Source organism: Paraburkholderia sp. BL6669N2 (genome assembly GCF_003387275.1).
Classification (GTDB): Bacteria; Pseudomonadota; Gammaproteobacteria; order Burkholderiales; family Burkholderiaceae; genus Paraburkholderia.
Map to the genome: position 1 here is coordinate 1842041 of NZ_QUNA01000001.1, position 26978 is coordinate 1869018.

23 protein-coding genes and 1 pseudogene are annotated in these 26978 nt (G+C 64.8%); 8 read left to right on the forward strand and 16 right to left on the reverse strand.

Translation table 11 applies throughout. The annotated features are described in order from the left end of the window. Positions 1-7: 7 nt before the first annotated feature. The 3 genes from B0G80_RS08495 to B0G80_RS08505 all read right to left on the reverse strand — a co-directional run bounded on the left by B0G80_RS08495 (position 8) and on the right by B0G80_RS08505 (position 2607). On the reverse strand, positions 8-643 hold the full coding sequence (locus B0G80_RS08495; protein ID WP_106279782.1) for an L-threonylcarbamoyladenylate synthase: 636 nt from the start codon (positions 641-643) through the stop codon (positions 8-10). A gap of 130 nt (positions 644-773) precedes the next feature. Then, entirely contained in the window at positions 774-1604 is an 831-nt protein-coding gene (locus B0G80_RS08500) for a 3',5'-nucleoside bisphosphate phosphatase (protein ID WP_116117699.1), read from the reverse strand. 118 nt (positions 1605-1722) lie between these two features. Further along, complete coding sequence (locus B0G80_RS08505) at positions 1723-2607, reverse strand: alpha/beta fold hydrolase (RefSeq protein ID WP_116119576.1); 885 nt, start codon at positions 2605-2607, stop codon at positions 1723-1725. A 333-nt stretch (positions 2608-2940) separates the two neighbouring features. Here B0G80_RS08505 and B0G80_RS08510 point away from each other — a divergent pair, with 333 nt between their 5' ends. The 3 genes from B0G80_RS08510 (at position 2941) to B0G80_RS08520 (ending at position 5056) form a co-directional block, all read left to right on the forward strand. Then, entirely contained in the window at positions 2941-3465 is a 525-nt protein-coding gene (locus tag B0G80_RS08510) for a gamma carbonic anhydrase family protein (protein WP_116117700.1), read from the forward strand. A 55-nt stretch (positions 3466-3520) separates the two neighbouring features. Beyond that, positions 3521-4471: an Hsp33 family molecular chaperone HslO gene (gene hslO, locus B0G80_RS08515; protein ID WP_012433546.1), complete on the forward strand. Its 951-nt coding sequence runs from the start codon at positions 3521-3523 to the stop codon at positions 4469-4471. Between the two features lie 195 nt (positions 4472-4666). Further along, positions 4667-5056 carry a hypothetical protein gene (locus B0G80_RS08520; protein WP_116117701.1) on the forward strand — a complete coding sequence of 130 codons (390 nt, stop codon included), beginning with the start codon at positions 4667-4669 and terminating at the stop codon, positions 5054-5056. A gap of 136 nt (positions 5057-5192) precedes the next feature. Here B0G80_RS08520 and ftsB read toward each other — a convergent pair whose 3' ends face one another. The 10 genes from ftsB to B0G80_RS08570 form a co-directional block, all read right to left on the reverse strand. Continuing rightward, a complete protein-coding gene (gene ftsB, locus B0G80_RS08525; protein WP_106279469.1) occupies positions 5193-5630 on the reverse strand; it encodes a cell division protein FtsB in 438 nt (145 codons plus the stop codon). Between the two features lie 113 nt (positions 5631-5743). Then, entirely contained in the window at positions 5744-7027 is a 1284-nt protein-coding gene (gene eno, locus B0G80_RS08530; RefSeq protein WP_012433549.1) for a phosphopyruvate hydratase, read from the reverse strand. 216 nt (positions 7028-7243) lie between these two features. Then, positions 7244-8098, reverse strand: coding sequence for a 3-deoxy-8-phosphooctulonate synthase (gene kdsA / locus B0G80_RS08535; protein ID WP_116117702.1), 855 nt, complete (start codon positions 8096-8098; stop codon positions 7244-7246). After that, a complete protein-coding gene (locus tag B0G80_RS08540) occupies positions 8095-9768 on the reverse strand; it encodes a CTP synthase (protein WP_106279465.1) in 1674 nt (557 codons plus the stop codon). Before B0G80_RS08540 ends, kdsA begins: the two co-directional genes overlap by 4 nt. Before the next feature lie 244 nt (positions 9769-10012). After that, positions 10013-10816, reverse strand: a complete 804-nt coding sequence (locus B0G80_RS08545) for an alpha/beta fold hydrolase (protein ID WP_116117703.1) — start codon at positions 10814-10816, stop codon at positions 10013-10015. Between the two features lie 115 nt (positions 10817-10931). Next, on the reverse strand, positions 10932-13544 hold the full coding sequence (locus B0G80_RS08550) for a DNA internalization-related competence protein ComEC/Rec2 (protein ID WP_116117704.1): 2613 nt from the start codon (positions 13542-13544) through the stop codon (positions 10932-10934). 112 nt (positions 13545-13656) lie between these two features. Continuing rightward, entirely contained in the window at positions 13657-14445 is a 789-nt protein-coding gene (locus B0G80_RS08555; RefSeq protein WP_116117705.1) for a TatD family hydrolase, read from the reverse strand. Between the two features lie 47 nt (positions 14446-14492). Then, complete coding sequence (lolD, locus tag B0G80_RS08560) at positions 14493-15236, reverse strand: lipoprotein-releasing ABC transporter ATP-binding protein LolD (protein ID WP_116117706.1); 744 nt, start codon at positions 15234-15236, stop codon at positions 14493-14495. Then, the gene (locus B0G80_RS08565) at positions 15229-16482 is read right to left on the reverse strand and encodes a lipoprotein-releasing ABC transporter permease subunit (protein ID WP_106279456.1); all 1254 of its coding nucleotides are present in this window, start codon (positions 16480-16482) and stop codon (positions 15229-15231) included. The genes lolD and B0G80_RS08565 overlap by 8 nt, the downstream gene beginning before the upstream one ends. A 376-nt stretch (positions 16483-16858) precedes the next feature. Continuing rightward, the gene (locus tag B0G80_RS08570; RefSeq protein ID WP_106279454.1) at positions 16859-17104 is read right to left on the reverse strand and encodes a hypothetical protein; all 246 of its coding nucleotides are present in this window, start codon (positions 17102-17104) and stop codon (positions 16859-16861) included. Between the two features lie 144 nt (positions 17105-17248). Here B0G80_RS08570 and B0G80_RS08575 point away from each other — a divergent pair, with 144 nt between their 5' ends. The 5 genes from B0G80_RS08575 (at position 17249) to B0G80_RS08595 (ending at position 24260) form a co-directional block, all read left to right on the forward strand. Further along, positions 17249-18367 (forward strand): regulator, encoded by a 1119-nt coding sequence (locus B0G80_RS08575; RefSeq protein WP_116117707.1) that lies wholly within the window; start codon positions 17249-17251, stop codon positions 18365-18367. 64 nt (positions 18368-18431) lie between these two features. Then, complete coding sequence (gene recJ / locus B0G80_RS08580; RefSeq protein ID WP_116117708.1) at positions 18432-20138, forward strand: single-stranded-DNA-specific exonuclease RecJ; 1707 nt, start codon at positions 18432-18434, stop codon at positions 20136-20138. A 260-nt stretch (positions 20139-20398) separates the two neighbouring features. After that, positions 20399-21503 (forward strand): peptide chain release factor 2 gene (gene prfB, locus B0G80_RS08585; RefSeq protein ID WP_106279449.1). Its coding sequence is split into 2 segments (ribosomal slippage): positions 20399-20479 and positions 20481-21503, totalling 1104 coding nucleotides; the frame shifts between segments, so codons are not numbered across the junction. Positions 21504-21664: 161 nt separating this feature from the next. Next, positions 21665-23221 carry a lysine--tRNA ligase gene (gene lysS / locus B0G80_RS08590; RefSeq protein ID WP_116119577.1) on the forward strand — a complete coding sequence of 519 codons (1557 nt, stop codon included), beginning with the start codon at positions 21665-21667 and terminating at the stop codon, positions 23219-23221. Positions 23222-23534: 313 nt separating this feature from the next. Next, a complete protein-coding gene (locus B0G80_RS08595; protein ID WP_116117709.1) occupies positions 23535-24260 on the forward strand; it encodes a glycine zipper 2TM domain-containing protein in 726 nt (241 codons plus the stop codon). 125 nt (positions 24261-24385) lie between these two features. On the opposite strand, the gene iscX is transcribed toward B0G80_RS08595, so the two are convergent. The 3 genes and pseudogenes from iscX to hscA form a co-directional block, all read right to left on the reverse strand. Continuing rightward, positions 24386-24583, reverse strand: a complete 198-nt coding sequence (gene iscX / locus B0G80_RS08600; RefSeq protein ID WP_007181290.1) for a Fe-S cluster assembly protein IscX — start codon at positions 24581-24583, stop codon at positions 24386-24388. A 15-nt stretch (positions 24584-24598) separates the two neighbouring features. Then, a complete protein-coding gene (gene fdx / locus B0G80_RS08605; protein WP_116117710.1) occupies positions 24599-24940 on the reverse strand; it encodes an ISC system 2Fe-2S type ferredoxin in 342 nt (113 codons plus the stop codon). A gap of 151 nt (positions 24941-25091) precedes the next feature. Beyond that, positions 25092-26964, reverse strand: a pseudogene (gene hscA / locus B0G80_RS08610) (Fe-S protein assembly chaperone HscA). Between the last annotated feature and the right edge of the window lie 14 nt (positions 26965-26978).

Genomic DNA, 26978 nt, shown 5'->3' on the forward strand with positions numbered 1-26978 from the left:
CTTTCACTCATGCCGTTTCTTCGAGGCCGAACGGCGCCAGCGAGCCACGCCCCGGCCGCACCAGCACCGGTTCCGCGCCGGTCAGATCGATCACCGTGGACGGCTCGCACGCGCACGGACCGCCGTCGATCACCAGATCCAGTTGCTTCTCGAGGCGCTCGCGGATTTCTTCGGGGTCATTCAACGGCTGGGTTTCGCCCGGCATGATCAGCGTCGAGCCGAGCAGCGGCTGGCCGAGTTCTTCGAGAATCGCCAGCGTGATCGCGTGATCCGGCACGCGCAGCCCGATGGTCTTGCGCGACGGATGCGACAGGCGCCGCGGCACTTCCTTGGTGGCTTGCAGGACGAACACGTACGGACCCGGTGTCACCGATTTGATCAGCCGGTATTGGCGGTTGTCCACCATCGCGAAATTGGCGAGTTCCGACAGGTCGCGCACCAGCAGCGACAGCAACTGCTTCTCGTCGAGTCCGCGAATGCGCCGCAGACGCTCGACCGCGTCCTTGTCGTCCAGATGGCAGGCGAGCGCGTAGCTCGAATCCGTCGGCAACGCGACCACGCCGCCATCGTTGATGATCTGCACGGCCTGCTTGACGAGGCGCGGCTGCGGGTTATCAGGATGAAGCCGGAAGTATTGGGACATGGCGGCTAACGTTGGCTCACGGATGGAAGGCGGACGGTCGGCAAAGCGGGCTGCGGCTGAGCGTCGGCCGAAAATATGCGCCTTGCCCGGCCGCTCTTCGTCGACGACGTGCCGCGACGGCACGGCGCGCTCACAGCCAGCGTTCCCAGACGGGCTTCAGATCGGCGGGCAGCGGCGGCAGCGTGCCGAGATCGACGCGGCCTTCGCCCGGGGCATGGAAGTCGGACCCGCGCGACGCCTCGAAACCGAAACGGCGCGCGACATCGGCGTATTCACGGTATTGATCCGGCGTGTGGCTGCCCGTCACCACTTCGATCGCCTTGCCGCCGAGATCGATGAACTCGGCAAAAAATGCGTCGAATTCGACCGGCGAATAAGCGTAGCGACCCGGATGCGCAATGATCGCTTCGCCGCCGGCGGCCTGAATCCAGCCCACCGCGTCGGCCAGCTTGGCCCAGCGGTGCGCCACGTAGCCCGGTTTGCCGTCGCCGAGAAAGCGGCTGAACACGTCCTGCGTGGAACTGGCGTAGCCGCTTTCCACCATGAAACGCGCGAAATGCGTGCGCGAAATCATGTCCGGATTCGACACATATTTGAGCGCGCCCTGATAGGCGTCCGGAATGCCGAGCGTGGCGAGTTGCTCGCCGATCGCCTCCGCCCGCGCGGCGCGGCCGTTGCGCGTACGCGCGAGGCCGTCGATCAGGATCGAACTGGTCGGATCGATTCCCAGCCCGACGATGTGCACCGTGCGCGACGCCCACGTGACCGAAATCTCGACGCCGCTCAGATAGTCCATGCCGAGTGCCTCGGCAGTGCTTCGCGCTTCGTGCTGACCGCCCAGTTCATCGTGATCGGTCAGCGCCCACAACGTCACGCCGCCCGCATGCGCGCGGCGCGCGACGTCGGCCGGCGCGAACTGGCCGTCGGAAACGGTGGAGTGACAGTGGAGGTCGGCGTTCATCGTCGTCTTGAAAAGGTTCTGCGCTCATTTTACTGCAACGCAGTAAGCGGACGCAGAGCTATCTCACAACGGACGCCCCGAAGCGGCTGCCCCGGAACCCGAGGACTTCTCGAAAGCGCTACGCGCAGAATCCCTCGATCAGCGCCGCCACCTGCTCCGGCTGGTCGTGATGCACCATGTGCCCCGCTCCGTCGATGATCTTCTCGCGCCAGTCGGGGAACGCCTGAAAACGCGCCTTGAATTCGTCGAGTGGAATCTCGCCAGCAATCTGCGCGAGGGTCGGCGAATTGGCGGCTTCCACGTGCAGCACCTTCGCGCTTACCTTACGCCAGGTCGCCATCACTTCGTCGAGACGGTACAGCGCCGGGCCGCGCAGCTTGTGCGCGGGATCCGCGAGCAGCATGAAGCGCCCTTCGCCGTCCGGCTTCGACCAATGCTGCGCGAGAAACTGCGCGCGTTGCGGATCGAGGCGCGGATTGGTCTTGATCAGGCGCGCGGCGACGTCGTCGAGCGACGCGTAGCGCTTCAGTTGCGGCGGATCGCGCAACTCGTCGAGCCAGTTGCGCAGGCGCCTGGGCGCTTGCGCCGAGTGCGACGGCGCAAGACCGAAACCTTCCAGATCGACCACCCGCCGCACCCGCTCCGGCCGCACGCCCGCATACACGCAGGCGATGTTCGCCCCCATGCTGTGGCCGACCAGATTCACTTCGCCGGCCGGCGCGTAGTGATCGAGCAACGCGTCGAGATCGGCCAGATAGTCCTGAATCCAGTAGTTGCCGCCGCCGTGCTCCGCCACCGGCCAGTCCGACAGGCCAAAACCGCGCATATCCGGCGCCAGCACCTGCCAGTCGCCGCCCAGCGCATCGACGACGAACTGGAACGATGCGGCCACGTCCATCCAGCCGTGCAGCATGAAGAGCATCGGCGCATCCGGATTGCCCCAACGCCGCACATGCAGACGGATGCCGCGCACGCCGACGAATTCAGACTGGGAAGTGTTCATGAACGGCACGTCCAAAAAAACGAATGGTCGTTCGATTATAACGAGATAGCCCGCCGATGCGCGGACCGGATGGTGAAGTAAATCTCAATCGCCGGACAAGAGCGGCGCCAGGACGTGCTGCGCACCGCATCCGCGTGGGCCGCGCCGCGAGCCGCGAAGCGAGCACCTCTTGGCCGGGCCAAGCGGCTCAACCACACAACCGTTTACAATACCCGATTCGACCATCCAACGCGCCCGATGCGCCGACGAGGCCGGACAGCCCGGTGAGATAACCGTTCCGGGCAGTTCGGCGCCCAGTCCAGCGCACGCAGCGACCGATCAAGAGGAGACACCGTGACCATTTACAAGCTTGGCGAAGCCGCCCCGACCATCCATGAAAGCGTCTTTGTCGCGGATTCGGCGAGCATCATCGGCAACGTGACGCTCGGGGAGAACGCCAGCGTCTGGTTCGGCGCGACGATTCGCGGCGACAACGAGCCGATCACCATCGGCGCCGCGAGCAACGTGCAGGAAAACGCCGTGCTGCACACCGACCCCGGTTTTCCGCTCACGATCGAGCCGAACGTGACCGTCGGCCATCAGGTCATGCTGCACGGCTGCACGATCAAGGAAGGCTCGCTGATCGGAATTCAGGCCGTGGTCTTGAATGGAGCGGTAATCGGCCGCAACTGTCTGGTCGGAGCGGGCGCCATCGTCACCGAGGGCAAGGTGTTTCCCGACAATTCGCTGATTCTCGGCGCGCCCGCCAAGGTGGTGCGCGAACTGACCGAGACGGATATCGCCAACATGCAGCGCGGCGCGGCAGTTTATGCCGAGCGCCGCGAATACTACAAGGCGCAGCTCGTGCGCATCGGCTAACCAGCCGGAGCGCGCGGCGCGGCATCATGCTGCGTCATTTGACCGAGGAAAAGTTGTGAGCGACCAGTTGCAAAAATTCATGTTCAGCGCGGCGCCAGTGCGCGGCGAGATCGTTTCCCTGCGCAATACATGGCAGGAAGTGCTGACGCGCCGCGACTATCCGGCGCCGGTGCGGACGGTTCTGGGCGAAATGATGGCGGCGTGCGCCCTGCTGTCGGCGAATCTCAAGTTCGACGGCACGCTCATCATGCAGATTTTCGGCGACGGCCCGGTCAAGATGCTGGTGGTGCAATGCGGCTCCGACCTGTCGATGCGCGCCACCGCCAAGCTGTCCGGCGAAGCGGCCAACGTGATCGGCGAGACGGCCAGCATGGTCGACCTGCTCAACGCGAGCGGCCACGGCCGCTGCGTGATCACGCTCGACCCGGCCAGCAAGCAGCCCGGTCAGCAGCCGTATCAAAGTATCGTGCCGCTGTCGGGCGTGGACGGCCCGCTCAACTCCATGGCCGAAGTGCTCGAACATTACATGCATCACTCGGAGCAGCTCGACACGCGCCTGTGGCTCGCGGCGAACACCGAGCGCGCGGTCGGCATGCTGCTGCAAAAGCTGCCGGGCGACGGCGGCATCGTGCCCCATCCGGGCGATCTCGACGCGGACACGTGGGAGCGCGTCTGCACGCTGGGCGGCACGATGTCGCAAGACGAACTGCTGAAGGAAGAACCGGAAACGATCTTCCGGCGCCTCTTCTGGCAGGAAAACGTTCAGCATTTCGAACCGGCCACGGCGCGCTTCGAGTGCACGTGTTCGCGCGAAAAAGTCGGCGGCATGCTGAAGATGCTGGGCCGCGAGGAAGTCGACGGCGTGCTCGAGGAGCGCGGCCATGTCGAGATTCATTGCGAGTTCTGCAATCAGCGTTACGAGTTCGATCCGGTCGACGTGGCGCAACTTTTCGTCGCCGAGGCGCTCTCACAAGGTGTGACGCCCGCGGCTGAACAGCGGCACTAAACGGCTCGCCGGCGCGCGGATTGCATACGCGCCGAACGGCGGTTCATCACGCCTGCATCACGGCAGTAAAAATACCGCGCCGCCCGCTGCCTTTTCAGGGCCCGGGCGGCGCAGTATCTTTGATCATTGCGTTGAATCATTGGCGGTGCGCGCGGCGCATGATTTGCTTAGGCATCCGACCAATGGAGATCGAACATGAACCACCCTACTTCGTTGATCCCGCTGCTGTGCCGTGCGCGCACGGTGGCTGTGCTGGCTGTCGTCGCCGGCAGTGGCGCGCTGGCCGGCTGCATGATGGACCCACCGGGCCCGTCGCCGATTTATAGCCGGCTGCCCGCCGACCAGTCGGGCATGGCCGCCACCGCCCAACCGCTGACGCCTGAAGAACGCCAGCGCTATGACGCGATCGATCGCCAGGTGATGGCCGAGCAGAATCAGGCGATTGCGGCCGACAACGCAGCGCAAGCCTGGTCGCGTTACTACACGCCGCCTGTCAGCGTGTACGGCAGCTACTACGGCGGTGGTTGGGGACACGGCTGGGGTACGGGTATCGGCGTCGGTTACGGGCCGTATTGGGGCTGGTGAGCGCCGGCAGGCTCTGACGCGCACTGCGGAAATCGCGGCGCGGCGCGCGGCGGCGAGGGTCAAAGAAAAAGGCACGGTTCTCACCGTGCCTTTTCTGCATCCATCGTACTGAACCGTTGCCGTGCTACGGCGACGCTCAGTGCGCAGGCTTCTTGTCCTTCGCCGCAGCCGCCTTGCCACCATGCTTGCGATCCGGCTTCGCGCGCGACTCCGGATTCGGCACCACATGCAGCGGCGCCGCCGACATCTCGCCCCGTGTGGAGGTCGTGACCGAAGGCGTGTTCCCCGACGGCAACGGCGCGTTCGGCGAGACGAATTGCACGAACACCTCGCCGTCCTTCACCATGCCCATCTCATAACGCGCCCGCTCTTCGACCGCGGACGTGCCGTTCTGCAAGTCCTGCACTTCGCCTTGAATGCGTTCGTTGCGCAGTTTCGAATCGGCATTCTTTTGCACCTGCTGCGCCAGTTGCTGCTGCAACTCGTGCACGCGCAACCAACCGCCGTGCCCCCACCAGAGCGGGTACTGGATCAGCGCCAGTAGAACGATCAGGACAGCAGTGACAAGCCGCATGAAGTAAGCACAATAAATACACGCCGCCCTGCGCTATACGCAGGGCGGCGGGTTCAATCAGAAACGAAGACGAAGGATAACCGGCTCATCGGTCAGCGCCAGCACACCAGCCATTAGCGCAGATTGTAGAACGCCGACTTGCCAGGGTAGCTGGCGATATCACCGAGGTCTTCTTCGATGCGCAGCAACTGGTTGTACTTCGAGATGCGGTCCGAACGCGACAGCGAACCCGTCTTGATCTGACCGGCGTTCAGGCCGACCGCGATATCCGCGATCGTCGAATCTTCCGTTTCGCCCGAACGGTGGGAGATCACTGCGGTGTAACCGGCGCGCTTGGCCATTTCGATCGCCGCGAAGGTTTCCGTGAGCGTACCGATCTGGTTGATCTTGATCAGGATCGAGTTGGCGATACCCTTCTCGATGCCTTCCTTCAGGATGCGCGTGTTGGTGACGAACAGGTCGTCGCCCACCAGTTGCACCTTCTTGCCAAGCTTGTCGGTCAGCGTTTTCCAGCCGGCCCAGTCGCTTTCGTGCATGCCGTCTTCGATCGACACGATCGGGAACTTGTCGGCCAGATTCGCGAGGTAGTCCGCGAATTCCGTGGACGACAGTTGCAGGCCTTCGCCGGCCAGTTGGTACTTGCCGTCGTGGTAGAACTCGCTCGCTGCGCAGTCGAGGGCGAGCAGCACGTCTTCACCGGCGCGGTAGCCGGCTTTCTCGATGGCTTGCAGAATGGTCGACAGGCATTCGTCGTTGCTGCCGAAGTTCGGCGCGAAGCCGCCTTCGTCGCCCACTGCCGTGCTCATGCCGCGATCCGACAGGATCTTCTTCAGCGCGTGGAACACTTCGGCGCCGCAGCGCAGTGCTTCGCGGAAGGTCGGCTGGCTGACCGGCACGATCATGAATTCCTGAATGTCCAGGCTGTTGTTGGCGTGCGCGCCGCCGTTGACGATGTTCATCATCGGCACCGGCAGTTGCATCGCGCCCGAGCCGCCGAAGTAGCGGTACAGCGGCAGGCCGGCTTCTTCAGCGGCAGCCTTCGCGACGGCCATCGAAACAGCCAGCATCGCGTTCGCGCCGAGGCGCGACTTGTTGTCCGTACCGTCGAGTTCCAGCAGGGTCTTGTCGAGGAAGGCCTGCTCGGAAGCGTCGAGGCCCATGATCGCTTCGGAGATTTCGGTGTTGATGTGCTCGACAGCCTTCAGCACGCCCTTGCCGCCGTAACGGCCGGTTTCGCCGTCGCGCAGTTCGATTGCTTCACGCGAACCCGTCGACGCGCCCGACGGCACCGCGGCGCGGCCCATCGTGCCCGACTCGAGCAGCACGTCGCATTCGACGGTGGGGTTGCCTCGCGAATCGAGAATCTCTCGACCGATGATATCTACGATAGCACTCATGGTTTCCTCAAGAAATGACGTTGAATTCTTTACTGTGACACTGTATCTGGCGCCTGACGATCCGCAGTCAGCGCTTCATCGCTCACTCCGGTTCCGCGCAGAGCACCGGTCTCCCCGGCAAACTACCCGCGCGCAGATACGTTCGACGACCATTGCGTGCATTCGCCGCGTGCCACGATTGTGCGTACCGTTCGTGACACGCGGTGAACGCCTGAATCAGTTGAAATCGCTTTCGAGGAACGGTGTGCGCTTGACGGCCTGATCGAGCGTAACCAGCGTCTCGAGCAGATCGGCCATGCGATGCAGCGGCACGGCGTTCGGACCGTCCGACTTGGCTTCAGCCGGATTCGGGTGCGTCTCCATGAAGAGCCCCGACACGCCGACCGCCACCGCGGCACGCGCCAGCACCGGCACGAACTCGCGCTGACCGCCCGAACTCGTGCCCTGCCCGCCCGGCAACTGCACCGAGTGGGTGGCGTCGAACACGACCGGCGCATTGGTTTCGCGCATGATCGCGAGCGAACGCATGTCCGACACGAGGTTGTTATAACCGAACGACACGCCGCGCTCGCACGCCATGAAGCGGTCTTCCGACAAAGCTGCTTCACGCGCGGCGTCGCGCGCCTTGTCGATCACGTTCTTCATGTCGCCTGGTGCGAGAAACTGGCCTTTCTTGATGTTGACCGGTTTGCCCGAACGCGCGCAAGCGTGGATGAAGTCCGTTTGGCGGCACAGGAAAGCCGGCGTTTGCAACACGTCGACCACCGAGGCGACCTGCTCGATCTCGTGCTCGGCGTGAACGTCGGTCAGCACCGGCAGACCGAGCTGACGCTTCACTTCCGACAGAATCCGCAAGCCTTCGTCCATGCCCAGACCGCGGAACGACTTGCCGCTACTGCGATTGGCCTTGTCGTACGACGATTTGTAGATGAACGGAATATTCAGCTTCGCGCAGATTTCCTTCAGCCGGCCGGCTGTGTCGATCGTCATCTGTTCGGATTCGACGACACAGGTGCCTGCGATCAGGAAAAACGGCTTGTCGAGCCCGATTTCGAAATCGCCCAGTTTCATGCTTTCTCCCCGACTGCGACCGGCGCTTGCGCCTCGTGATGAGCAAGCGCTGCTTCGACGAACGACTTGAACAGCGGATGCCCGTCACGCGGCGTGGACGTGAATTCCGGGTGGAACTGCACGCCGACGAACCACGGGTGCATGCTGCGCGGCAATTCCATCATTTCCGGCAGATCTTCGCTCGGAGTACGGGCGCTGATGATAAGGCCGCCGGCTTCGAGTTGGGGCACGAAGCGGTTATTGACTTCATAACGGTGGCGATGGCGTTCGTTCACGTCCTTGCCATAAATCTCTTCGGCCATGGTGCCGGGCTTGATCGGGCAACGTTGCGAGCCGAGGCGCATGGTGCCGCCCAGATCGGACTCTTCCGTGCGCTTCTCGACGCGGCCTTCGCGGTCGTACCACTCGGTGATCAGCGCGACCACGCGGTTCGGCGTTTCCTGATCGAATTCGGTGCTGTTCGCGTCTTTCAGACCGACCACGTCGCGGGCGAATTCGATCACGGCGAGTTGCATGCCGAGGCAGATGCCGAGATACGGCACCTTCGCTTCGCGGGCGTAGCGGATCGCGGCGATCTTGCCTTCCGTACCGCGACGGCCGAAGCCGCCCGGCACCAGCACGGCGTCCAGATGCTTGAGGCTTTCGACGCCTTGCGTCTCGACCTCTTCCGAATCGATATATTCGATGTTGACCTTGGTCGACGTATGCATCGACGCATGACGCAGCGCTTCGATCAGCGACTTGTACGACTCGGTCAGATCGACATACTTGCCGACCATGCCGATCGTGACTTCGTGCTTCGGATGCTCGAGCTTCTCGACGAGGTCGGACCACATGGACAGATCCGCGGCCTTCGGCGCGAGCTTGAGCTCTTCGCAGATGATCGCGTCCAGACCCTGATCGTGCAGCATCTGCGGAATCTTGTAGATGCTGTCCGCGTCCCACACGGAGATCACGGCGTCTTCCGGCACGTTCGAGAACATGGAAATCTTGGCGCGCTCGTCGTCCGGAATGCGGCGGTCGGCACGGCACAGCAGCACGTGCGGCGAGATGCCGATTTCGCGCAACTTCTGCACGCTGTGCTGCGTGGGCTTGGTCTTCAGTTCGCCGGCCGTGGCGACCCAGGGCACCAGCGTGAGGTGCACGAAACACGCGCTGTTGCGGCCCATGCGTAGGCTCATCTGACGCGCGGCCTCGAGGAACGGCAGCGATTCGATATCGCCTACCGTGCCGCCCACTTCGACGATGGCGACGTCCGGCTCACCGCACGTCGCGGAAGCCGCGCCGCGTTCGATGAACGCCTGGATTTCATTCGTGATGTGCGGGATGACCTGCACCGTCTTGCCGAGATAATCGCCGCGGCGTTCCTTGCGGATCACCGATTCGTAAATCTGGCCTGTGGTGAAGTTATTGGCCTTGCGCATCTTCGTGCTGATGAAGCGCTCATAGTGGCCGAGGTCGAGGTCGGTCTCCGCTCCGTCTTCCGTCACGAACACTTCGCCGTGTTGAAACGGGCTCATCGTGCCGGGGTCGACATTGATGTAGGGATCGAGCTTGAGGAGGGTGACTTTAAGACCGCGCGATTCGAGGATCGCGGCGAGGGAAGCGGCGGCAATACCCTTGCCGAGGGAAGATACTACGCCGCCGGTGACGAAAACATATTTGGTCATCGCTGGATGCTCGCGGGAAAAACGGATTATACCGTAAAGCAGGGCCCCAACCCCAGCAAAATCCTGGCGGCATCCGCACGTGCGCGCGCCGCGGCGGCGGCCGTTGCCGCGATGGGATCACGCACCGTTTCTTGCGGCGCGTGCCGGCGCGGCGCGCCATGGCCGGCGTCGCGATGCATGGCTGATGCGGCCGCCGTCGCCGTCCGCGCTCAAGTCCGCGCCAACGTCTGCGCGTGCGTTCGCGTCACCCGCGCTGCTCCAGTTCATGCAACATGCTTTGCACCGCGCGCGCGGTTTCGACGGGTTTTTCCATCGGGTAAAGATGACTGCCCTCGATCCATTCCACATGGCCGCCGGTCGCGCGGCGGGTGGCGTCGAGACCGGCCTGGCGGATTTCCTTCGAACGCGTGCCAGCAATGAAGCCCACCGGCACCGGCGCGCCCCGGGCGAGCCGCGAGCCGAGCGTGTGCGGCAAGGTCTTGTAGATCTGATATTCGGTACGACGGTCGAAGGCCAGCGAGCGCGAGCCGTCGGGCGAAGTCTGCGGAATGCCGAAGTCGATGTAGTCGGACAGCATGCGCTCGTCCCAGCGCGCGAACGCGGGCTTCGAATGGAAATGGCGCCACGCTTCGTCGCGGCTCGCCCACTGGGTGCGTCGCGTGCGGGTCGCGGCCGCGGGCGAGAGCCGCTCGTCGAGGCCGGTCCATTGCGACACGCGCAGCATGCTGCCGCGCCAGCCGGCGATCACCGGCGAATCGAGCATCACCACGCCTCGCACCCATTGCGGCTTCTTGAGCGCGGCCATCAGTGAGAGATAGCCGCCGAGCGAGTGTCCGACCAGCCACACCGGCTGCTCATACGTTTTGCGGATGTCGTCGAGCAACTGTTCGACCAGATGCGGCCAGTCCTGCGTCACCGGGAAGCGCGTGTCATGGCCGATCCGTTCGATGAAGCGCAGTTCGTAGTCGTCGGCAAGCTCGGCGAAGATCGTGCGGTAGGTCGATGCCGGAAAGCCGTTCGCGTGCGAGAAGTGGATGATGTTTTTCAACTGCGGCTGTCTCCGTTCTGTTCTTGCGTGCGGGGCGTGGCACGCACCTGCGTGCGGTGAGCACGCACGGCGCGCGTTTCTTCTACGTGCGGCCGGTGCCTCACCCAATAACCGGTCAGCGATCCATCCAGTAGCGGCGCTGCGTGTCGCGATAGCGCTCGAGCGTGACAGTGGCGCTGCTGCCGGCGCCCTGATTCGTCCCGCCAGCCGGGCTCACCTCGACCCGCACCGCACCGTCTGTATCGCTGCGCCCGAGTTCGATCCGTCGCGCCTTGTAGCGCTCGAACACACCCACATTCGGATGATGAAAACGGTTGCGATAGCCTACCTGAAATAGCGCGATGAGCGGGTCGATAGAGTCGAGGAACGGCTCGGTCGACGAAGTCTTGCTGCCGTGATGCGGCACGACCAGCACCTGCGCGCGCAGCGCCTCGCGATCGCGCGCGAGCAGAACGCGTTCGACGGGCGCCTCGATGTCCGCCGTTAGCAAGGCCGTCATGCGCGGCAGCTCTGTGTGGTTACGTCCGGGCGGCGGGCTCGCCGCAACCGGCAACGTGCTGACCCGCAGCACGCAGCAATGCGCATTCGGCCTGCCTTGCAGCGGACCGGCGTCCGGCCAGAGCATCGCGAACTCCACGCCGTCCCACTGCCAGCGCTGGCCCGCCGCGCACGGCAGCGTCCCGGCGCCGCGTTGCCGCGCGTTCGACCACAGCGCATTCGACGGCGTCAATGCCGCCACCATTTGATGCACCGCGATCGCCTCCAGCACGGCGGGGGCGCCGCCCGAATGGTCGGAGTCGGCGTGGCTCACTATCAACGTATCGAGCGCCGTCACGCCATGCGCCTGCAAAAACGGCACGACCACCCGCTCGCCTGCGTGAGTCGATTCCGGACCCGGTCCGGTATCGAACAGCAAAGTGTGATGCGCCGTTTCGACCAGCACCGAGGTGCCTTGGCCGACGTCCAGGGCGGTCAAACGGAAACTGCCATGCGGCGGTCCGGACGGCGCGGGTATCAGCAGCGGCAGCCACGTCAGCGGCGCGGCCCAGCGCAGCGGCCAGCCGCGCGGCGCCAGACACCAGAGCACGCCCACTGCCGCCGCGGCCAGCGGCCATGCATCCGGTTGCGGCAGACGCCAGAGCGTCCAGGCGGGGCCGGAGAGCGCTTGCAAGCCCACGGTCAGCAGCGCCAGCAAAGCGTGTGCGGCATGCCAGGCGTACGCGTCGAGCGGCGCCGGCAACGCGACGCCCGCCAGCACCGCGGGCGTGACCAGCAAGCTCACCCACGGAATCGCAAAGGCATTCGCGAGCGGCCCGATCAACGGAATCTGCGCGAACCAGTAGACGGTCAACGGCGCGAGCGCGACCGTCACGGCGAACTGCACCTGCGCGGCACTGCGCAGTCGCGCGCCCGCACCGCGCAAACGGCGGCGCAAGACAGAACCCAGTCTCGACGAGCGGCCCGCCGCCGCGCCATCCTCGGCTGGTTCATCGCGATGCTGTTCGTGATCCTGCACATGCGGCCGCCCCGACATGGCGTACAGAATCGCCGCCACCGCGCAGAACGACAACCAGAATCCCGCCGACACGACCGCCCACGGATCGATCATCAGCACGAGCCCCAAGGCCCACGCGAGCACCGCCGAGCGCGCTACATTGCGCCCGCTGATAAAAGCGAGCGCGACGACCCCCGCCATCCACAGCGCGCGCTGCGCCGGCACATTGAAGCCAGCCAACGCGGCATGCAGCGCGGCGAACAGCGCGCCGCCCGTCACCGCGACGACTTGGGCCGGCAGCCGCAACGGCCAGTTGCGGCCGATCCATCCGGAGCGTCGCCACCACGCGCCCGCCAGCCAGCCCGCGAGGCCCGCGACGAAGCCGATATGCAGCCCCGAAATCGCCACCAGATGACTCGTGCCCGTGCCGCGCATCAGCACCCAGTCCGCGGCGCTGACTTCGTCCTGCGCGCCGATGGCAAGCGCCACGACGATCCCGCGATGCGGCGCGTCGGCCAGCACCGCGTCGATCCGCTCGCGTAACGCGGCGCGCCAGCCGTCCACCGTGACGCCGACGCCGCGTGCCCTGCCAGGCAATCGCACCGCATGAGCCGGTGCGCTCACATAGCCGGTGGCGCGCACGTTGCGCGCGAGCAGAGTCGCCTCAGCATCGCGCACGCCGAAATTGGCATTGCTGTGCGGGCGTTTGAGCCGCACGGTCAGCCGCCAGCGCGAACCGGGTTCGAGCAAAGGCGGCGGCGCATCTTCGGCGATCCACGAGAGCTGGATCACGCGCGGAAAAGCGTTGATTGGCGCTTCGGCCGACTCGATGTCGAATAGAAAACGCGCGCCGTTTTCATCGCGTGACGGCAAGCCTTTGATACTGCCGACGACCTCGATATCGCGACCTTCCCACGCGTTCGGCAAGCTCACCGCGAGGCGCAGGTCCGCGCGTATGGCTGCGTAGCCGAAACCCACGCACATTGCCGCGCACCACACGGCGCTCCAGCCTGCGAAGGAGCGCAAGCGCCGGCCGAAGCGGATGCGTTGCAGGAGCGAAGCGAGGGTCGCCGCACACGGGTGCCGGCTATCCTCGCCCAAACCCCACACCGCCACCACAACCGCTGCGCAAGCCAGCAACACCAACCCGCACAACACCGTCCAATCCGGCAACGCCGCCTGCCGTTGCAGCGCGATCACGCCCAACGCAAATCCACACCACCATGCCCGCATCCGCCCTCCGCCAGCAATCGCCGGACGACGGAACACCCGGCGCGCAGGCGTGAGCGAGCCCGCCAGGCGTAGGGTATCGCCCGGCGCGAACCACTCAGACCATCGGGCTTAATTATGCAGAGGAAAGTGCCAGCCGAGGCAGCGCGGCGAGCGCGTTAGCCGTTGTGCCTAGGGCCGCTTCGTCGGCGGCCATGCCGCGTAGCTGCGCGAGGCCCGCGCCGATTGCGGGAATCTGCTCCGGCGTGTTGCGCTGCTTGTAGATCCACGACGGCGCGATGTCCGGCGCATCGGTTTCGACGACCAGCGCGTCGAACGGCAACTGCTCGGCAAGACGGCGAATCTGCCGTGCGCGCTCGAAAGTCAGGTTGCCGCCGAAGCCGAGATGCATGCCCTGATCGATATACGCCTGAGCCTGCTGAAAACTGCCGTTGAACGCATGCGCGATGCCGCGATGAATCTGATGCCGCCGCAGTCCCTTGATCACCTGATCCTGCGATTTGCGCACGTGGCAGATCACCGGCAGATCGAATTCACGGGCGAGCTGCAGCTGGCCGTTGTAGAAGAATTGCTGACGCGCGTCGTCGAGACCGTCGACGAAATAATCGAGTCCGATCTCGCCGATGCCGACAAACAGCGGATCGTCGAGACTCGCCTCGATTTCCATGCGTAGCAGATCGAGATCGCTGTCTTGCGCGCCCGGCGTGAACAACGGATGGATACCGAGCGCATACGCGCCGCCGTCGACCCGCTGTGCCAGTTCACGCACCGCCGCGAAGTTCTGCCGGCCGATCGCCGGAATCACGATGCGCGCGACACCCGCGCGGTGCGCCGCCGCCGCAACTTCCGCGCGGTCGGCGTCGAATTCCGATGCGTCGAGATGACAGTGCGTATCGATCCACATGACATGCCTCGCTAACGGCGCGACATCAACAAACGAAGGCCGGCCATTTAAACCGGCACCGGCGGCTCTTCGTGCAGCACACCGTCGCGCAGCCGCATGATGCGGTCGCAACGTCCCGCGAGTTCGGGATCGTGCGTGACGATCACGAAGCTCGTGTCGAGCGTTTGCGACAGTTCGAGCATCAGGTTGAAGACGGTGTCGGCGGTGCCACCGTCGAGATTGCCAGTCGGTTCATCGGCCAGCACGCAGGCGGGTTTCGTCACCAGAGCGCGCGCAATCGCAACGCGCTGGCGTTCGCCGCCCGACAGCTCGCCCGGCCGATGCTTCGCGCGATGCCCCATGCCGACGCGCTCAAGTACCACGAGCGCCTCGCGGCGCGACGCTTCGGTCGTCATACGGCGGATCCGCAGCGGCATCGCGACGTTATCGAGCGCGGTGAATTCCGGCAGCAGATGGTGGAACTGATACACGAAACCCAGCGCGCGATTGCGCAAGTCGTTGCGTTCGCGCTCGGAGAGCTTCGTGAACGGCTTGCCCATCACCGACACATGGCCGGCGCTCGGATCGTCGAGGCCGCCGAGCACGTGCAGCAGCGTGCTCTTGCCCGACCCCGACGCGCCGACGATCGCCAGCTTCTCGCCGCGCCGCACGCTCAGCTCGGTGTTGTTGAGCACCGTCACGTTCAGACCGCCCTGCACGAACGACTTGGAAATGCCGGTTGCTTCCAGCACGTAGGGATGCGGCACGGTGTCGGAAGAAGCCATGGATAAGTTAGCGGAACGGTCATTCATAGCGCAGTGCCTCCGCGGGACGGACTTTGGCACCACGCCAGCTCGGGTACAACGTGGCCAGCGCGGACATCACGAAGGCGATCACGCCGATTCGCGCGACGTCGGCCGGAACCAGTTCGGACGGCAGTTCGCTGATGAAATACACCGACGGCGGCAGAAACTGCACGCCGAGCAGATGCTCGATCATGGGCACGAGCCACGGAATGCTCCACGCGATCAGGCAGCCGAGCGCGACGCCGGTCGCCGTGCCGATAAAGCCGATCGTCACGCCCTGCACCACGAAAATCTTCATGATCGAGCCGGGCTGCGCGCCGAGCGTGCGCAGAATCGCGATGTCGGCCTGCTTGTTGGTCACGGTCATGACCAGCGAGGACACCAGATTGAACGCCGCCACCGCGATGATCAGCGTGAGGATGATGAACATCATGCGTTTTTCGATCTGCACCGCGGAGAACCACGTCTTGTTCTGCTGCGTCCAGTCGCGAATGTATAAATCGCCGGACAGCGTGCGCGCAAGCTGATGCGCGACTTCCGGCGCGCGCTGCATGTCGGTCAGGCGCAGCCGCACGCCGGTCGGCGCGGGCAGCCGGAACAGCGCCTGTGCGTCCTTGATGTTGATCAACGCGAGCGTGCTGTCGTATTCGTAGTGCCCCGACTCGAAGATGCCCACCACGGTGAACTGTTTCAGCCGGGGCAGCATGCCGGCGGGTGTGATGGTGCCTTCCGGCGCGACCAGCGTGATCTTGTCGTTGACCGTCACACCGAGATTGGTGGCGAGGTCGGCGCCCAGCACGATGCCGAAATCTCCCGGCACCAGCGCGTTCAGACTGCCGCCTTTCATCTCCTTACCGATGTCGGATACCTGCGGCTCCAGCGACGGCTCCACGCCGCGCAGCGCCACCCCGCTCACCACGTCCTGGCGCGTGAGTAACGCCTGCGCTTCGACATATGGCGCCGCGCCGATCACTTCCTTGTTCTGGCGGGCTTCCTTCGCGGTCAGCTCCCAGTTGGGCATCGAGCCGGTCGGCGAAAAGATTTCGACGTGCGCGAGCACCGACAGCATGCGATCGCGCACTTCTTTCTGAAAACCGTTCATCACGGACAACACGACGATCAGCGCCGCGACACCGAGCGCGATGCCCGACATCGACACGAGCGCGATGAAGGAGATAAAGCCGTTACCGGTCGTGCGTTTGCCGGCGCGGGTGTAGCGCCAGCCAATCTGCCATTCGTAGGGAAATTTCAAGCGAATCCTTTTCTGCGTTTTTCGGCTTTGTGCCGCGCACGAAGGCGTGATGCGCCTCTCGTACGGCCCGAGCGTCGTGATCATTGGTGTCGTTGCGACGCGGATGGTTCCGGTACGGCGCGCCGTTGCGTAGCAATGCGCGCGCCACCGCGGTGCGCGGCGCCTGGGAGGCATGGTTCTGCCGTTGCCGACATCGCTGCCACTACTAATCACGCGCGAAGTTTGCCATACAATGCGGCCCGCTCGCGCAAAGGCAGTGTGGACCGGGCTCTGGACAGAAACGCCGCTGCGCGAGCGCTCAGGCAGACCGGGCGGCTGCCGTCGTGAAACGGACTGGCGTTGCCGTGCCGGGCCTCACGCGCGGCGCCGCTTGCATCTAGCGCAGGTTGTAACGCCCGCGCAGCTCGTTGATGATGCCCGCGGCGGCACTGTTGGCGGCGTCACGCACGTCGGCGTCCTTGCGGTCGCGGTGCAGATGACTGATGTCCCAGTTGCAGCCTGTTTCGTCGTCCACCGTTTCGTGAAAGCCGGTCGGGATCCAGCCGGCGGTGGCCGGGTTTGCGTCGAGCGCCTTGACGACCAGTGCTAGCAATTCCTGCTCGGTTTTGAGTTCACGCGACATGCCGGTCTCCTCGTCATGTGCGCGGTGCCGCCGCGCGCGGCTGCTGCTCCGGCGGCCGGCCGGCGGCGAACCCGGAGGTCCGCTGCCGCCGAGCTTCGTCGAGCGAATGCTGATGGTCGGAATACTCGCACTCTTTGCCCTACAATGCGCAGCATCATGCTCGCCAACCGTCTCCATCTTCTCCTGCCCTTCGCGCTGCCCGCTGCAGCGGACGCCTCCACCGCCCTTCACGACATCCGCAGTCCGGCCCTCGACCGGCTGATCGCGCGCGCGACGCTGGTGGAGCGCGTGGTCGGTGAAGACTTTCAGCGCACGCTGCCGCACGAGCGCTGGGTGGCGCGCCAGTTCGGCGCGCTGCCGAGCGGCGCGGCGGCCGCCGACGAAGCGCCGCTCGCGCCCTACATGCTGCGCGCCGACGGCGGCGAACCCGGCAGCGCGACATGGGCGTGCGTGCAGCCGGTACATGTGCGCATCGCGCACGATCATCTGGTGCTGATCGACCCGGCCTCGCTCGACCTGTCCGACGAAGAAGCCGGCGCGCTGCTCGCCGTCGCGCGGCCGTTGATCGAGGAACTCGGCGTGCGTATCGAAGCACCGCGGCCCGCGCGCTGGTATCTGTCGGGCGACGGCTTCGGCACGCTCGCCGGCGCGTCGCCGTTGCGCGCGAGCGGGCGCAACATCGAAATCTGGCTGCCACACGAGGCGCATTCCGGCGAACGTTCGCGCGCGTGGATGAAGCTGCAGAACGAAGTGCAGATGGCGTGGTTCGAGCATCCGGTCAACGAAGCGCGCGAGGCGCGCGGCCTGCCGGCCGTCAACTCGATCTGGTTTCACGCGCAGGGCGCGGTCCAGCCGGTACGCAGTCCGTTCGCACGCGTGTTCTCCGATGCAGCCGCTACGCGCGGTCTTGCGCTGACCGCCGGAGTCGCGGCCGGCACGCCGCCGGCCTCGTTCGGCGCGCTGGCGTCGCTCGCGGGCAGTGCGAACGGCACCACGCACGCGGGCGCGAGCATCACGCTGGTCGAACTCGATCCGTTCTCCGCGCCGTACATCGAGCAGGACTGGGCGCGTTGGAACGACGCGTTCGCCGCCATGCAGACCGACTGGTTCGAACCGGCGCTCGCCGCGCTGCAATCGGGCGATCTCGCCGAACTCGGCCTGACCTTGTGCGGCGACACCGGCTCGGTCACGCTCTCGGTCACGCGCGGCGACCTGCGTAAATTCTGGCGGCGGCGTGTGCTCGCCTCGCTCTTCATCGAATAACTGATTGCATGACTCAACGAATGATTCAACGAATGATTCAACGAATGACACGCGGCCTCTCCGAATGACTCGAATCGTTACGCGCGCCTGTTCTCCCGTCGACGCCGAAATCCTCACGCGCCACGGCCTGCATCCGGTGCTCGCGCGCCTGTACGCATCGCGCGGCGTGTGCATGCCTGACGAAATCGAAACCGGCCTCGCGCGGCTCGTGCCGCCGGTCGCGCTCAAGGGTTGCGAAGACGCCGCCGCCTTGCTCGCCGACGCGATCCAGCAGAACCGCCGCATGCTGGTGGTCGCCGACTACGACTGCGACGGCGCCACCGCCTGCGCGGTCGCCGTGCGCGGCCTGCGCATGTTCGGCGGCCGGATCGAGTATCTGGTGCCGAACCGCTTCGAGTACGGCTACGGTCTGACGCCGGAGATCGTCGCGCTGGCGGCGCGCAATGCGTCGGGCAAACCGGATCTGCTGATCACGGTGGACAACGGCATCGCCAGCGTCGACGGGGTGGAGGCGGCCAACGCGCTCGGCATCGACGTGCTGGTTACCGATCACCATCTGCCCGGCGACGAACTGCCGGCCGCGCGCGCGATCGTCAATCCGAACCAGCCGGGCTGTACATTCCCGAGCAAGTGCATCGCCGGCGTCGGCGTGATGTTTTATGTGCTGCTGGCATTGCGCGCGGAATTGCGCCGCCGTGGCGCCTTCAACGACGCGTTTCCCGAACCGCGCCTCGACGGCCTGCTCGATCTGGTCGCGCTCGGCACGGTCGCGGACGTGGTCAAGCTCGACGGGAATAATCGCGTGCTGGTCGCGCAAGGTTTGCAGCGCATCCGCAAAGGCAAGATGCAGCCAGGCATCGCGGCTTTGTTTCGCACCGCCGCGCGCGACGCCCGCAATGCGTCGGGCTTCGACCTCGGCTTCGCGCTCGGGCCGCGCCTGAACGCGGCGGGACGGCTGTCGGACATGTCGCTCGGGATCGAATGCCTGACTACCGAGGACATCGGCCGCGCATGGGATCTGGCGCAACAACTGGACACGATGAACCGCGAACGCCGCGAGATCGAAGCCGGCATGCAGCAGCAGGCGCTCGAAGACCTCTCGGCAATCAATCCCGATGGTGCGACCACCATCACGCTGTTCAATCCGAGCTGGCACCAGGGCGTGATCGGCATCGTCGCCGGGCGGTTGAAGGAAAAATTCCACCGGCCCTCATTCACCTTCGCGCTCGCCGACGACAGCGGCCAGACCGTCAAAGGTTCGGGCCGCTCCATCTCGGGCTTCCATCTGCGCGACGCGCTCGACCTGATTTCGAAGCGCGAGCCGGGCCTGATCGTCAAATTCGGCGGCCACGCGATGGCTGCGGGCCTCACGCTCGCCGCCGCCGACGTGCCGCGCTTCACCGCGGCGTTCGAAGCGGTCGGCCGGGAATGGCTCTCCGAAGACGCGCTCTCACGCACCGTGGAAACCGATGGCGAACTGGAAGACGCGTACTTCACGCCGCAATTCGTCGAAATGCTGGACGCCGCCGTGTGGGGCCAGGGCTTTCCGGCGCCGGTGTTTTCGGGCGAGTTCGACATCGCCTCGCAGGCGCTCGTGAAGGACAAGCACCTGAAGCTGCAACTGGTGCGCGGGCGTCAGCGTTTCAACGCGATCTGGTTCAATCACACCGACACCCTGCCCGCGCGCACCACGGTCGCCTATCGCCTTGCGAGCGATACTTGGAACGGCGTCTCGCGCGTGCAATTGATCGTCGAGCACGCGGCGAGCTAAGGTGGTCAATTGAAAAGCCCGGTTGAACCGGGCGGGTTGCAATCGCGAACTGAAGTGCAGACTTCACGCGACGAAGGCAGGCGGTGAGTCGACCCCGACGCCTCAAGTGACCTGCCGACCGCGCCGGCGTCGCCGCACCGAAAACCTCGAAAATCTCCGCAAAATCAACCGCCAACACGCGCCGGATCGCTCAACAGCCTCCGGCGCGGCGTGCCGATCGGCTATAATTTCCACTTTTTACGAAGCTATAAAAGATCGACATGGAAGCGGAACGTCTCAACGCGATCGAAGCCTCACTGGCGGACCTGCGCAATCGCGCGGACTCGCTACGGGGGTATCTTTGACTACGACGACAAAGCACTGCGTCTAATCGAAGTCAACCGGGAACTCGAAGACCCGGACGTCTGGAACGACTCGAAGCACGCCCAGGCACTCGGCCGGGAAAAGAAGCTGCTCGACGACACCGTCGGCAAACTCACGTCGCTCGATAACGACCTGCGCGACGCGCAGGACCTGTTCGACATGGCCCGCGAGGAAGACGACGAGGAAACCCTCCTCGCCTGCGAAGCCGACGCGCAAGGCATCGAACAGCGTGTCGCCGACATGGAATTCCGCCGCATGTTCGCGAACCCGGCGGATCCGAACAATGCCTTCCTGGACATCCAGGCCGGCGCCGGCGGCACCGAGGCGTGCGACTGGGCGTCCATGCTGCTGCGCCAGTATCTGCGCTACTGCGAGCGCAAGGGCTTCAAGACCGAAGTGCTGGAACAGACCGACGGCGACGTCGCGGGCATCAAGAACGCCACCATCAAGATCGAAGGCGAATACGCGTACGGCTTCCTGCGCACCGAAACCGGCGTGCACCGCCTCGTGCGCAAGTCGCCGTTCGATTCGTCGGGCGGCCGTCATACGTCGTTCTCGTCGGTGTTCGTGTACCCGGAAATCGACGACTCGATCGAAGTCGACATCAACCCGGCCGATCTGCGTATCGACACGTACCGCGCGTCCGGCGCGGGCGGTCAGCACATCAACAAGACCGACTCCGCGGTGCGTATCACGCACATACCGTCGGGTATCGTCGTGCAGTGCCAGAACGACCGTTCGCAGCACCGCAACCGCGCCGAAGCCATGGCCATGCTGAAATCGCGCCTGTACGAAGCGGAAATCCGCAAGCGTCAGGAAGAGCAGGACAAGCTCGAAGCCGGCAAGACCGATGTGGGCTGGGGTCATCAGATCCGCTCGTACGTGCTGGACAACAGCCGTATCAAGGATCTGCGCACCAACGTCGAAATCAGCAATACCAAGAGCGTGCTCGACGGCGACCTCGATCCGTTCATCAGCGCCAGCCTGAAACAGGGCGTCTAAGCGTAACGTAACCGGCGCGGCGTGCAAGGCCGCGCCGCGGCTTCGCCTCTGGTTCATCGCTTCGCTGTTCTCGCTGTTTCCTTACACCGCCTGAGGTTTTTTACTGACTGGCCACCCGCATGCGCGCCACGCCCCTGCGGGCCACCGAATATCAGATCACCATGACCGAACCGACCCAGCCCAACGCGGCCCAGCCTAGTGCGGCCCAGCCCAATGTCGTGCCCGAGGCGGACGACAACAAGATCATGACCGAGCGCCGCGAAAAGCTGCGCGAACTGCGTGAGCAAGGCGTCGCCTATCCGAACGATTTCCGTCCCTCTCATCACGCCGAAGATCTGCAATCGCAGTTCGAACATTCCGACAAGGAAGCGCTAGAGGCGAATCCGCTCGAAGTCGCGATCGCCGGCCGCATGATGCTCAAGCGCGTGATGGGCAAGGCGAGCTTTGCAACCGTGCGCGACGGTTCCGGTCAGATCCAGTTCTTCATCACGCCCGCCGACGTCGGCCAGGAAACGTACGACGCCTTCAAGAAGTGGGACATGGGCGATATCGTGGCGGCGCGCGGCGTGCTGTTCCGCACCAACAAGGGCGAACTCTCGGTGCGCTGCACGGAACTGCGCCTGCTGTCGAAGTCGCTGCGTCCCCTGCCGGACAAGTTCCACGGTCTTGCCGACCAGGAAACGAAGTATCGCCAGCGTTATGTCGATCTGATCGTCACGCCGGAAACGCGCAAGACTTTCGTCGCGCGCACCAAGGCGATTTCGTCGATCCGCAACTTCATGGCGAAGGCCGATTTCATGGAAGTCGAAACGCCGATGCTGCACCCGATTCCGGGCGGCGCGGCGGCCAAGCCGTTCACCACGCACCACAACGCGCTCGACATGCAGATGTTCCTGCGTATCGCGCCGGAGCTGTATCTGAAGCGTCTGGTGGTCGGCGGCTTCGAGCGCGTGTTCGAGATCAACCGTAACTTCCGCAATGAAGGCGTGTCCGTGCGCCACAATCCGGAATTCACGATGATCGAGTTCTACGCGGCGTACACGGATTACAAGTGGTTGATGGATTTCGTCGAGCAGCTGATCCGTCAGGCGGCCATCGACTCGCTCGGCACCGCCACGATCACGTATCAGGGCCGCGAGCTCGATCTGGCCAAGCCGTTCCATCGACTCACGATCACGCAGGCGATCCAGAAGTACGCGCCGCAATACACGAACGAGCAACTGGCGGACAGCGCGTTCCTGCGCACCGAGCTGAAGAAGTTCGGCGTGGATGCGTCGCAGCCGCAGTTCCTGAACGCGGGCGTCGGTTCGCTGCAACTGGCGCTGTTCGAGGAAACCGCCGAGTCGCAATTGTGGGAGCCGACATACATCATCGACTACCCGGTTGAAGTGTCGCCGCTCGCGCGCGCGTCGGACGCGCAGCCGGGCATCACCGAGCGTTTCGAGCTGTTCATCACGGGCCGCGAGATCGCCAACGGCTTCTCGGAGCTGAACGATCCGGAAGACCAGGCCGCGCGCTTCAAGAAGCAGGTCGACCAGAAAGAGGCCGGCGACGAAGAAGCCATGTTCTACGACGCGGACTACATCCGCGCGCTCGAATACGGCATGCCGCCGGCCGGCGGTTGCGGCATCGGCATCGACCGTCTGGTCATGATGCTGACGGACAGCCCGAGCATCCGCGACGTCATTCTGTTTCCGCATCTGCGCCGCGAAGACTGAGACTTGCGTTGTTCAAGGCATATGCACACGCCCGGCTCCATGCCGGGCGTTTTTCTTGCTGCCTGCTGTGTCCCGCGGCCGCCCGACGGTTTGTAACCAGCGGTAAAAACTGCAGGCCGTGCGATGATACGACTGCCGACGTTCATCGCGCTCTCGCTGGCCGGAAGCGGCGCCCCGCCGCGTCACACGGCTTTGATGCGGCGCCGGCGCGATGATTGCCTGGAAATCGTTACAAATTGAAACCCTCGCGGAATCGATTTATCCGACACTTTGTCTTACTAAAAGTCGACTCTGTTGAAGACGGAGGCCAAAAATGGACAATCCCAACACGCAACCGACCACTCAATCCGCGCAACCCGCGCCACAACGCCGGATTCACCCGCTCGTCGCGACCGCTGCCGGCGCGGTGATCATCGCCAGCCTCGCCGCCACGGCGGCTGTCACTGGCGTGTTTTCGAAGGCGTCCGGCACCGGCGGCGCGCAAAGCGATCAGACGCAAACGGCGCAGGTCGCCACCCAGACCACGCCACCGGGCGTAGTGGATTCGGCGGCGCCCGCGAATCCGGCGACGCAGCAGGCCGCGCAACAGCCGCAACCCGCGCCCACCCGGGCGCCGGCCCCCGCACAGCAGCCGCAATACGCCCAGCAGCAACAGGCGCAGGCAGCACCTAACTATGCGCAGCAGCCGCCGCCGCAACCCGCATACTGCTCGACTTGCGGCACGGTCGAGGCCATCTCGGCGGTGCGTCAGGAAGGTCATGGCACCGGCATCGGCGCGGTCGGCGGCGCAGTGGCTGGCGGCGTGGTCGGCAATCAGTTCGGCAGCGGCAACGGCCGCACCGCGATGACGGTTCTCGGTGCGCTCGGCGGCGGCCTTGCCGGCAACTCGGTCGAAAAACATATCCGCAGCACCACGTCGTATTCGGTGCGCGTGCGCATGGAAAACGGCAAGACGCGTTACTTCACGTACCATGAAGCGCCGCCGTTCCAGCAAGGTCAGCGCGTCAGGGTTCAGAACGGAACGCTCGTGGCGAGCTAACCGCACGCAGGTAGACTTTCCGCCAGACGCAAAAAAGGCGATTCCAAATGGAATCGCCTTTTTCTGTTGCCGCAACCGGGAAGCGCGACCAGATGGCTGACCGGTGCCGCAAAATTCAGTGACGCTCAGTAATCCGCGTCTTCAATCCATGCAGCCTGAATTGCCTCGAGGATCTTTTCGTTCGACCGGTTAGGATCGTCGTCGAATCCTTCCAGCTCGGTGACCCAACGGTGCAAGTCGGTGAAGCGCACCTGTTGCGGATCGATGTCCTGGTGCTTGTCAGTCAGGGCCATCGCGATGTCTTGCGTATCGGTCCACTTCATGGCTGCATCCTCCTGTTAGTGATTTTCCTTCGCGTGATTGATCGAGTAGCGAGGGATTTCGACAACCAGATCCTGCTCAGCCGGCACCAAGGCCTGGCACGACAGGCGCGAAGCCGGTTCGAGCCCCCACGCCTTGTCCAACAGATCGTCCTCGTCTTCCTCCGACGGCGTCAAGGCGGCGAAACCCTCACGCACGATCACGTGACAAGTCGTGCAGGCGCACGACTTCTCGCACGCGTGCTCGATTTCAATGCCGTGTTCGAGCAGGCTGTCGCAGATGCTCTTGCCGGGCACGGCATCGATCACCGCGCCTTCCGGGCACAGTTCGACGTGAGGCAGCACAACGATTTGAGGCATACATTTTCCGTTTGGGTCTGCGGCACGGCGGCCGCAAACAGGCTCCGTACCATTTTACTGGCGCCGCGCGGACTTTTTAAGTCCACGCGGCGCGATTCGGTTTTTTGCGGCGGCCTCTTGCAAGTGGAGGCCGCCTGCCGCCAGCGCCGGCTCAGATCTCGTCGAGCTTGCGGCCGGCGAGCGCGCGGCGAATGCCTTTGTTCATCCGGCGGGCGGCGAATTCGTCGGTGCCTTCGGCGAGCGTTTTGGTGGCGGCTTCGATCGTGTCGACGTCGTCGCTTTGCGCGACGTTGCGCAATTCGTCGAGGAGCTTGTCGAGTTCGGCGCGTTCGCTGTCGTCGAGCAGTTCGGCGTCGGCGGCCAGGGCGGCGTCGGTGGCTTCCAGGAGACGGCGCGCTTCGACCTGCGCTTCGCGCAGCGCACGCGCGCGCATGTCGACTTCAGCGGTCGAGAAACTGTCTTCGAGCATGCGGGCGATGTCGTCATCGGCGAGACCGTAGGACGGCTTGACCACCACCGACGCTTCCACGCCCGAGCCCTGCTCGCGCGCGAACACGGACAGCAGGCCGTCCGCGTCCACCTGATAGGTCACGCGAATGCGTGCCGCGCCGGCAGCCATCGGCGGAATGCCGCGCAGCTCGAAGCGCGCGAGCGAGCGGCAGTCGCTGACGAGCTCGCGCTCGCCCTGCACGACGTGGATCGCCATGGCCGTCTGGCCGTCCTTGAAGGTCGTGAAATCCTGCGCGCGCGCGACCGGAATCGTCGAATTGCGCGGGATGATCTTTTCGGTCAAACCGCCCATCGTCTCCACGCCGAGCGAAAGCGGAATCACGTCGAGCAGCAACCACTCGTCGCCGTCCGCACCGCGGTTGCCCGCGAGCAGATCGGCCTGGATCGCGGCGCCCAGCGCGACCACTTGATCGGGGTCAAGATTGATCAGCGGCGGCTGGCCGAAAAAACGCCTCGACCGCGCGGCGAATCACGGGCATGCGCGTCGCGCCGCCGACCAGCACCACGCCCTTGATTTCCTTGGTCGTGACCTTGGCGTCGCGCAGCGCCTTTTTCGTCGGGCCGAGCGTGCGCTGCACCAGCGCCTGTGTGATGGCATCGAAAGTGGCCTCGTCGATCGTCAGATCGAGCTGAGCGCCGTTCGAAAGCGTAGTCTGCAGCTTCGCACTCGGCGCGTCGGACAAGGCCTCCTTGGCCTCGCGGACGCTGTCCAACAGCAGGCGTACATCTTCCGGTGCGAGCGTTTGCGGCGCGATACCCGCTTGCTCCAGCACATGGCGATACAGCGCGTGATCGAAATCGTCGCCGCCGAGCGCGGAATCGCCGCCGGCTGCGAGCACTTCGAATACGCCCTTGGTGAGCTTCAGAATCGACAGGTCGAAGGTGCCGCCGCCGAGGTCGTACACGGCATACAGACCCTCGGAGCCGTTGTCGAGGCCGTAGGCAATCGCGGCCGCGGTCGGTTCGTTCAGGAGACGCAGCACATTCAGGCCGGCCAGACGCGCCGCGTCTTTGGTGGCCTGCCGCTGGGCTTCGTCGAAGTAAGCCGGCACCGTGATGACCGCGCCGACCAGTTCGTCGCCGAGCGTGTCTTCGGCGCGTTGACGCAGCGTCGCGAGAATTTCGGCCGACACTTCGACCGGGCTCTTCACGCCGTCGACGGTGCGGATCTGCACCATGCCGGGTGCGTCGATGAAATCGTACGGCGCGTTTTCGGCGCCCTCCACTTCCGCCTTGCCGCGCCCCATGAAGCGCTTGACCGAGACGATCGTGTTGCGCGGATCGCTCGCCGCCTCGGCCTTGGCCGTGCGGCCGATACGTCGGCCGCCTTTTTCGAGGTAACGCACCACCGAGGGCAGCAGCGCATGGCCGTCGGCGTCGGGCAGCACGTCGGGCACGCCGCTGCGCACGGCGGCGACGAGAGAATTGGTGGTGCCGAGATCGATACCGACCGCCAGACGCCGCTGGTGGGGCGCCGGCGCCATGCCGGGTTCGGAGATTTGCAGTAGGGCCATCTGGATCTTCTCGG

Coding starts and splice junctions, on each gene's coding strand:
- B0G80_RS08495 (WP_106279782.1), bottom strand. CDS start 643: ATGTCCCAATACTTCCGGCTTCATCCTGATAACCCGCAGCCGCGCCTC.
- B0G80_RS08500 (WP_116117699.1), bottom strand. CDS start 1,604: ATGAACGCCGACCTCCACTGTCACTCCACCGTTTCCGACGGCCAGTTC.
- B0G80_RS08505 (WP_116119576.1), bottom strand. CDS start 2,607: ATGAACACTTCCCAGTCTGAATTCGTCGGCGTGCGCGGCATCCGTCTG.
- B0G80_RS08520 (WP_116117701.1), top strand. CDS start 4,667: ATGAACCACCCTACTTCGTTGATCCCGCTGCTGTGCCGTGCGCGCACG.
- ftsB (WP_106279469.1), bottom strand. CDS start 5,630: ATGCGGCTTGTCACTGCTGTCCTGATCGTTCTACTGGCGCTGATCCAG.
- eno (WP_012433549.1), bottom strand. CDS start 7,027: ATGAGTGCTATCGTAGATATCATCGGTCGAGAGATTCTCGATTCGCGA.
- kdsA (WP_116117702.1), bottom strand. CDS start 8,098: ATGAAACTGGGCGATTTCGAAATCGGGCTCGACAAGCCGTTTTTCCTG.
- B0G80_RS08540 (WP_106279465.1), bottom strand. CDS start 9,768: ATGACCAAATATGTTTTCGTCACCGGCGGCGTAGTATCTTCCCTCGGC.
- B0G80_RS08550 (WP_116117704.1), bottom strand. CDS start 13,544: ATGCGGGCATGGTGGTGTGGATTTGCGTTGGGCGTGATCGCGCTGCAA.
- B0G80_RS08555 (WP_116117705.1), bottom strand. CDS start 14,445: ATGTGGATCGATACGCACTGTCATCTCGACGCATCGGAATTCGACGCC.
- lolD (WP_116117706.1), bottom strand. CDS start 15,236: ATGAATGACCGTTCCGCTAACTTATCCATGGCTTCTTCCGACACCGTG.
- B0G80_RS08570 (WP_106279454.1), bottom strand. CDS start 17,104: ATGTCGCGTGAACTCAAAACCGAGCAGGAATTGCTAGCACTGGTCGTC.
- B0G80_RS08575 (WP_116117707.1), top strand. CDS start 17,249: ATGCGCAGCATCATGCTCGCCAACCGTCTCCATCTTCTCCTGCCCTTC.
- recJ (WP_116117708.1), top strand. CDS start 18,432: ATGACTCGAATCGTTACGCGCGCCTGTTCTCCCGTCGACGCCGAAATC.
- lysS (WP_116119577.1), top strand. CDS start 21,665: ATGACCGAACCGACCCAGCCCAACGCGGCCCAGCCTAGTGCGGCCCAG.
- B0G80_RS08595 (WP_116117709.1), top strand. CDS start 23,535: ATGGACAATCCCAACACGCAACCGACCACTCAATCCGCGCAACCCGCG.
- iscX (WP_007181290.1), bottom strand. CDS start 24,583: ATGAAGTGGACCGATACGCAAGACATCGCGATGGCCCTGACTGACAAG.
- fdx (WP_116117710.1), bottom strand. CDS start 24,940: ATGCCTCAAATCGTTGTGCTGCCTCACGTCGAACTGTGCCCGGAAGGC.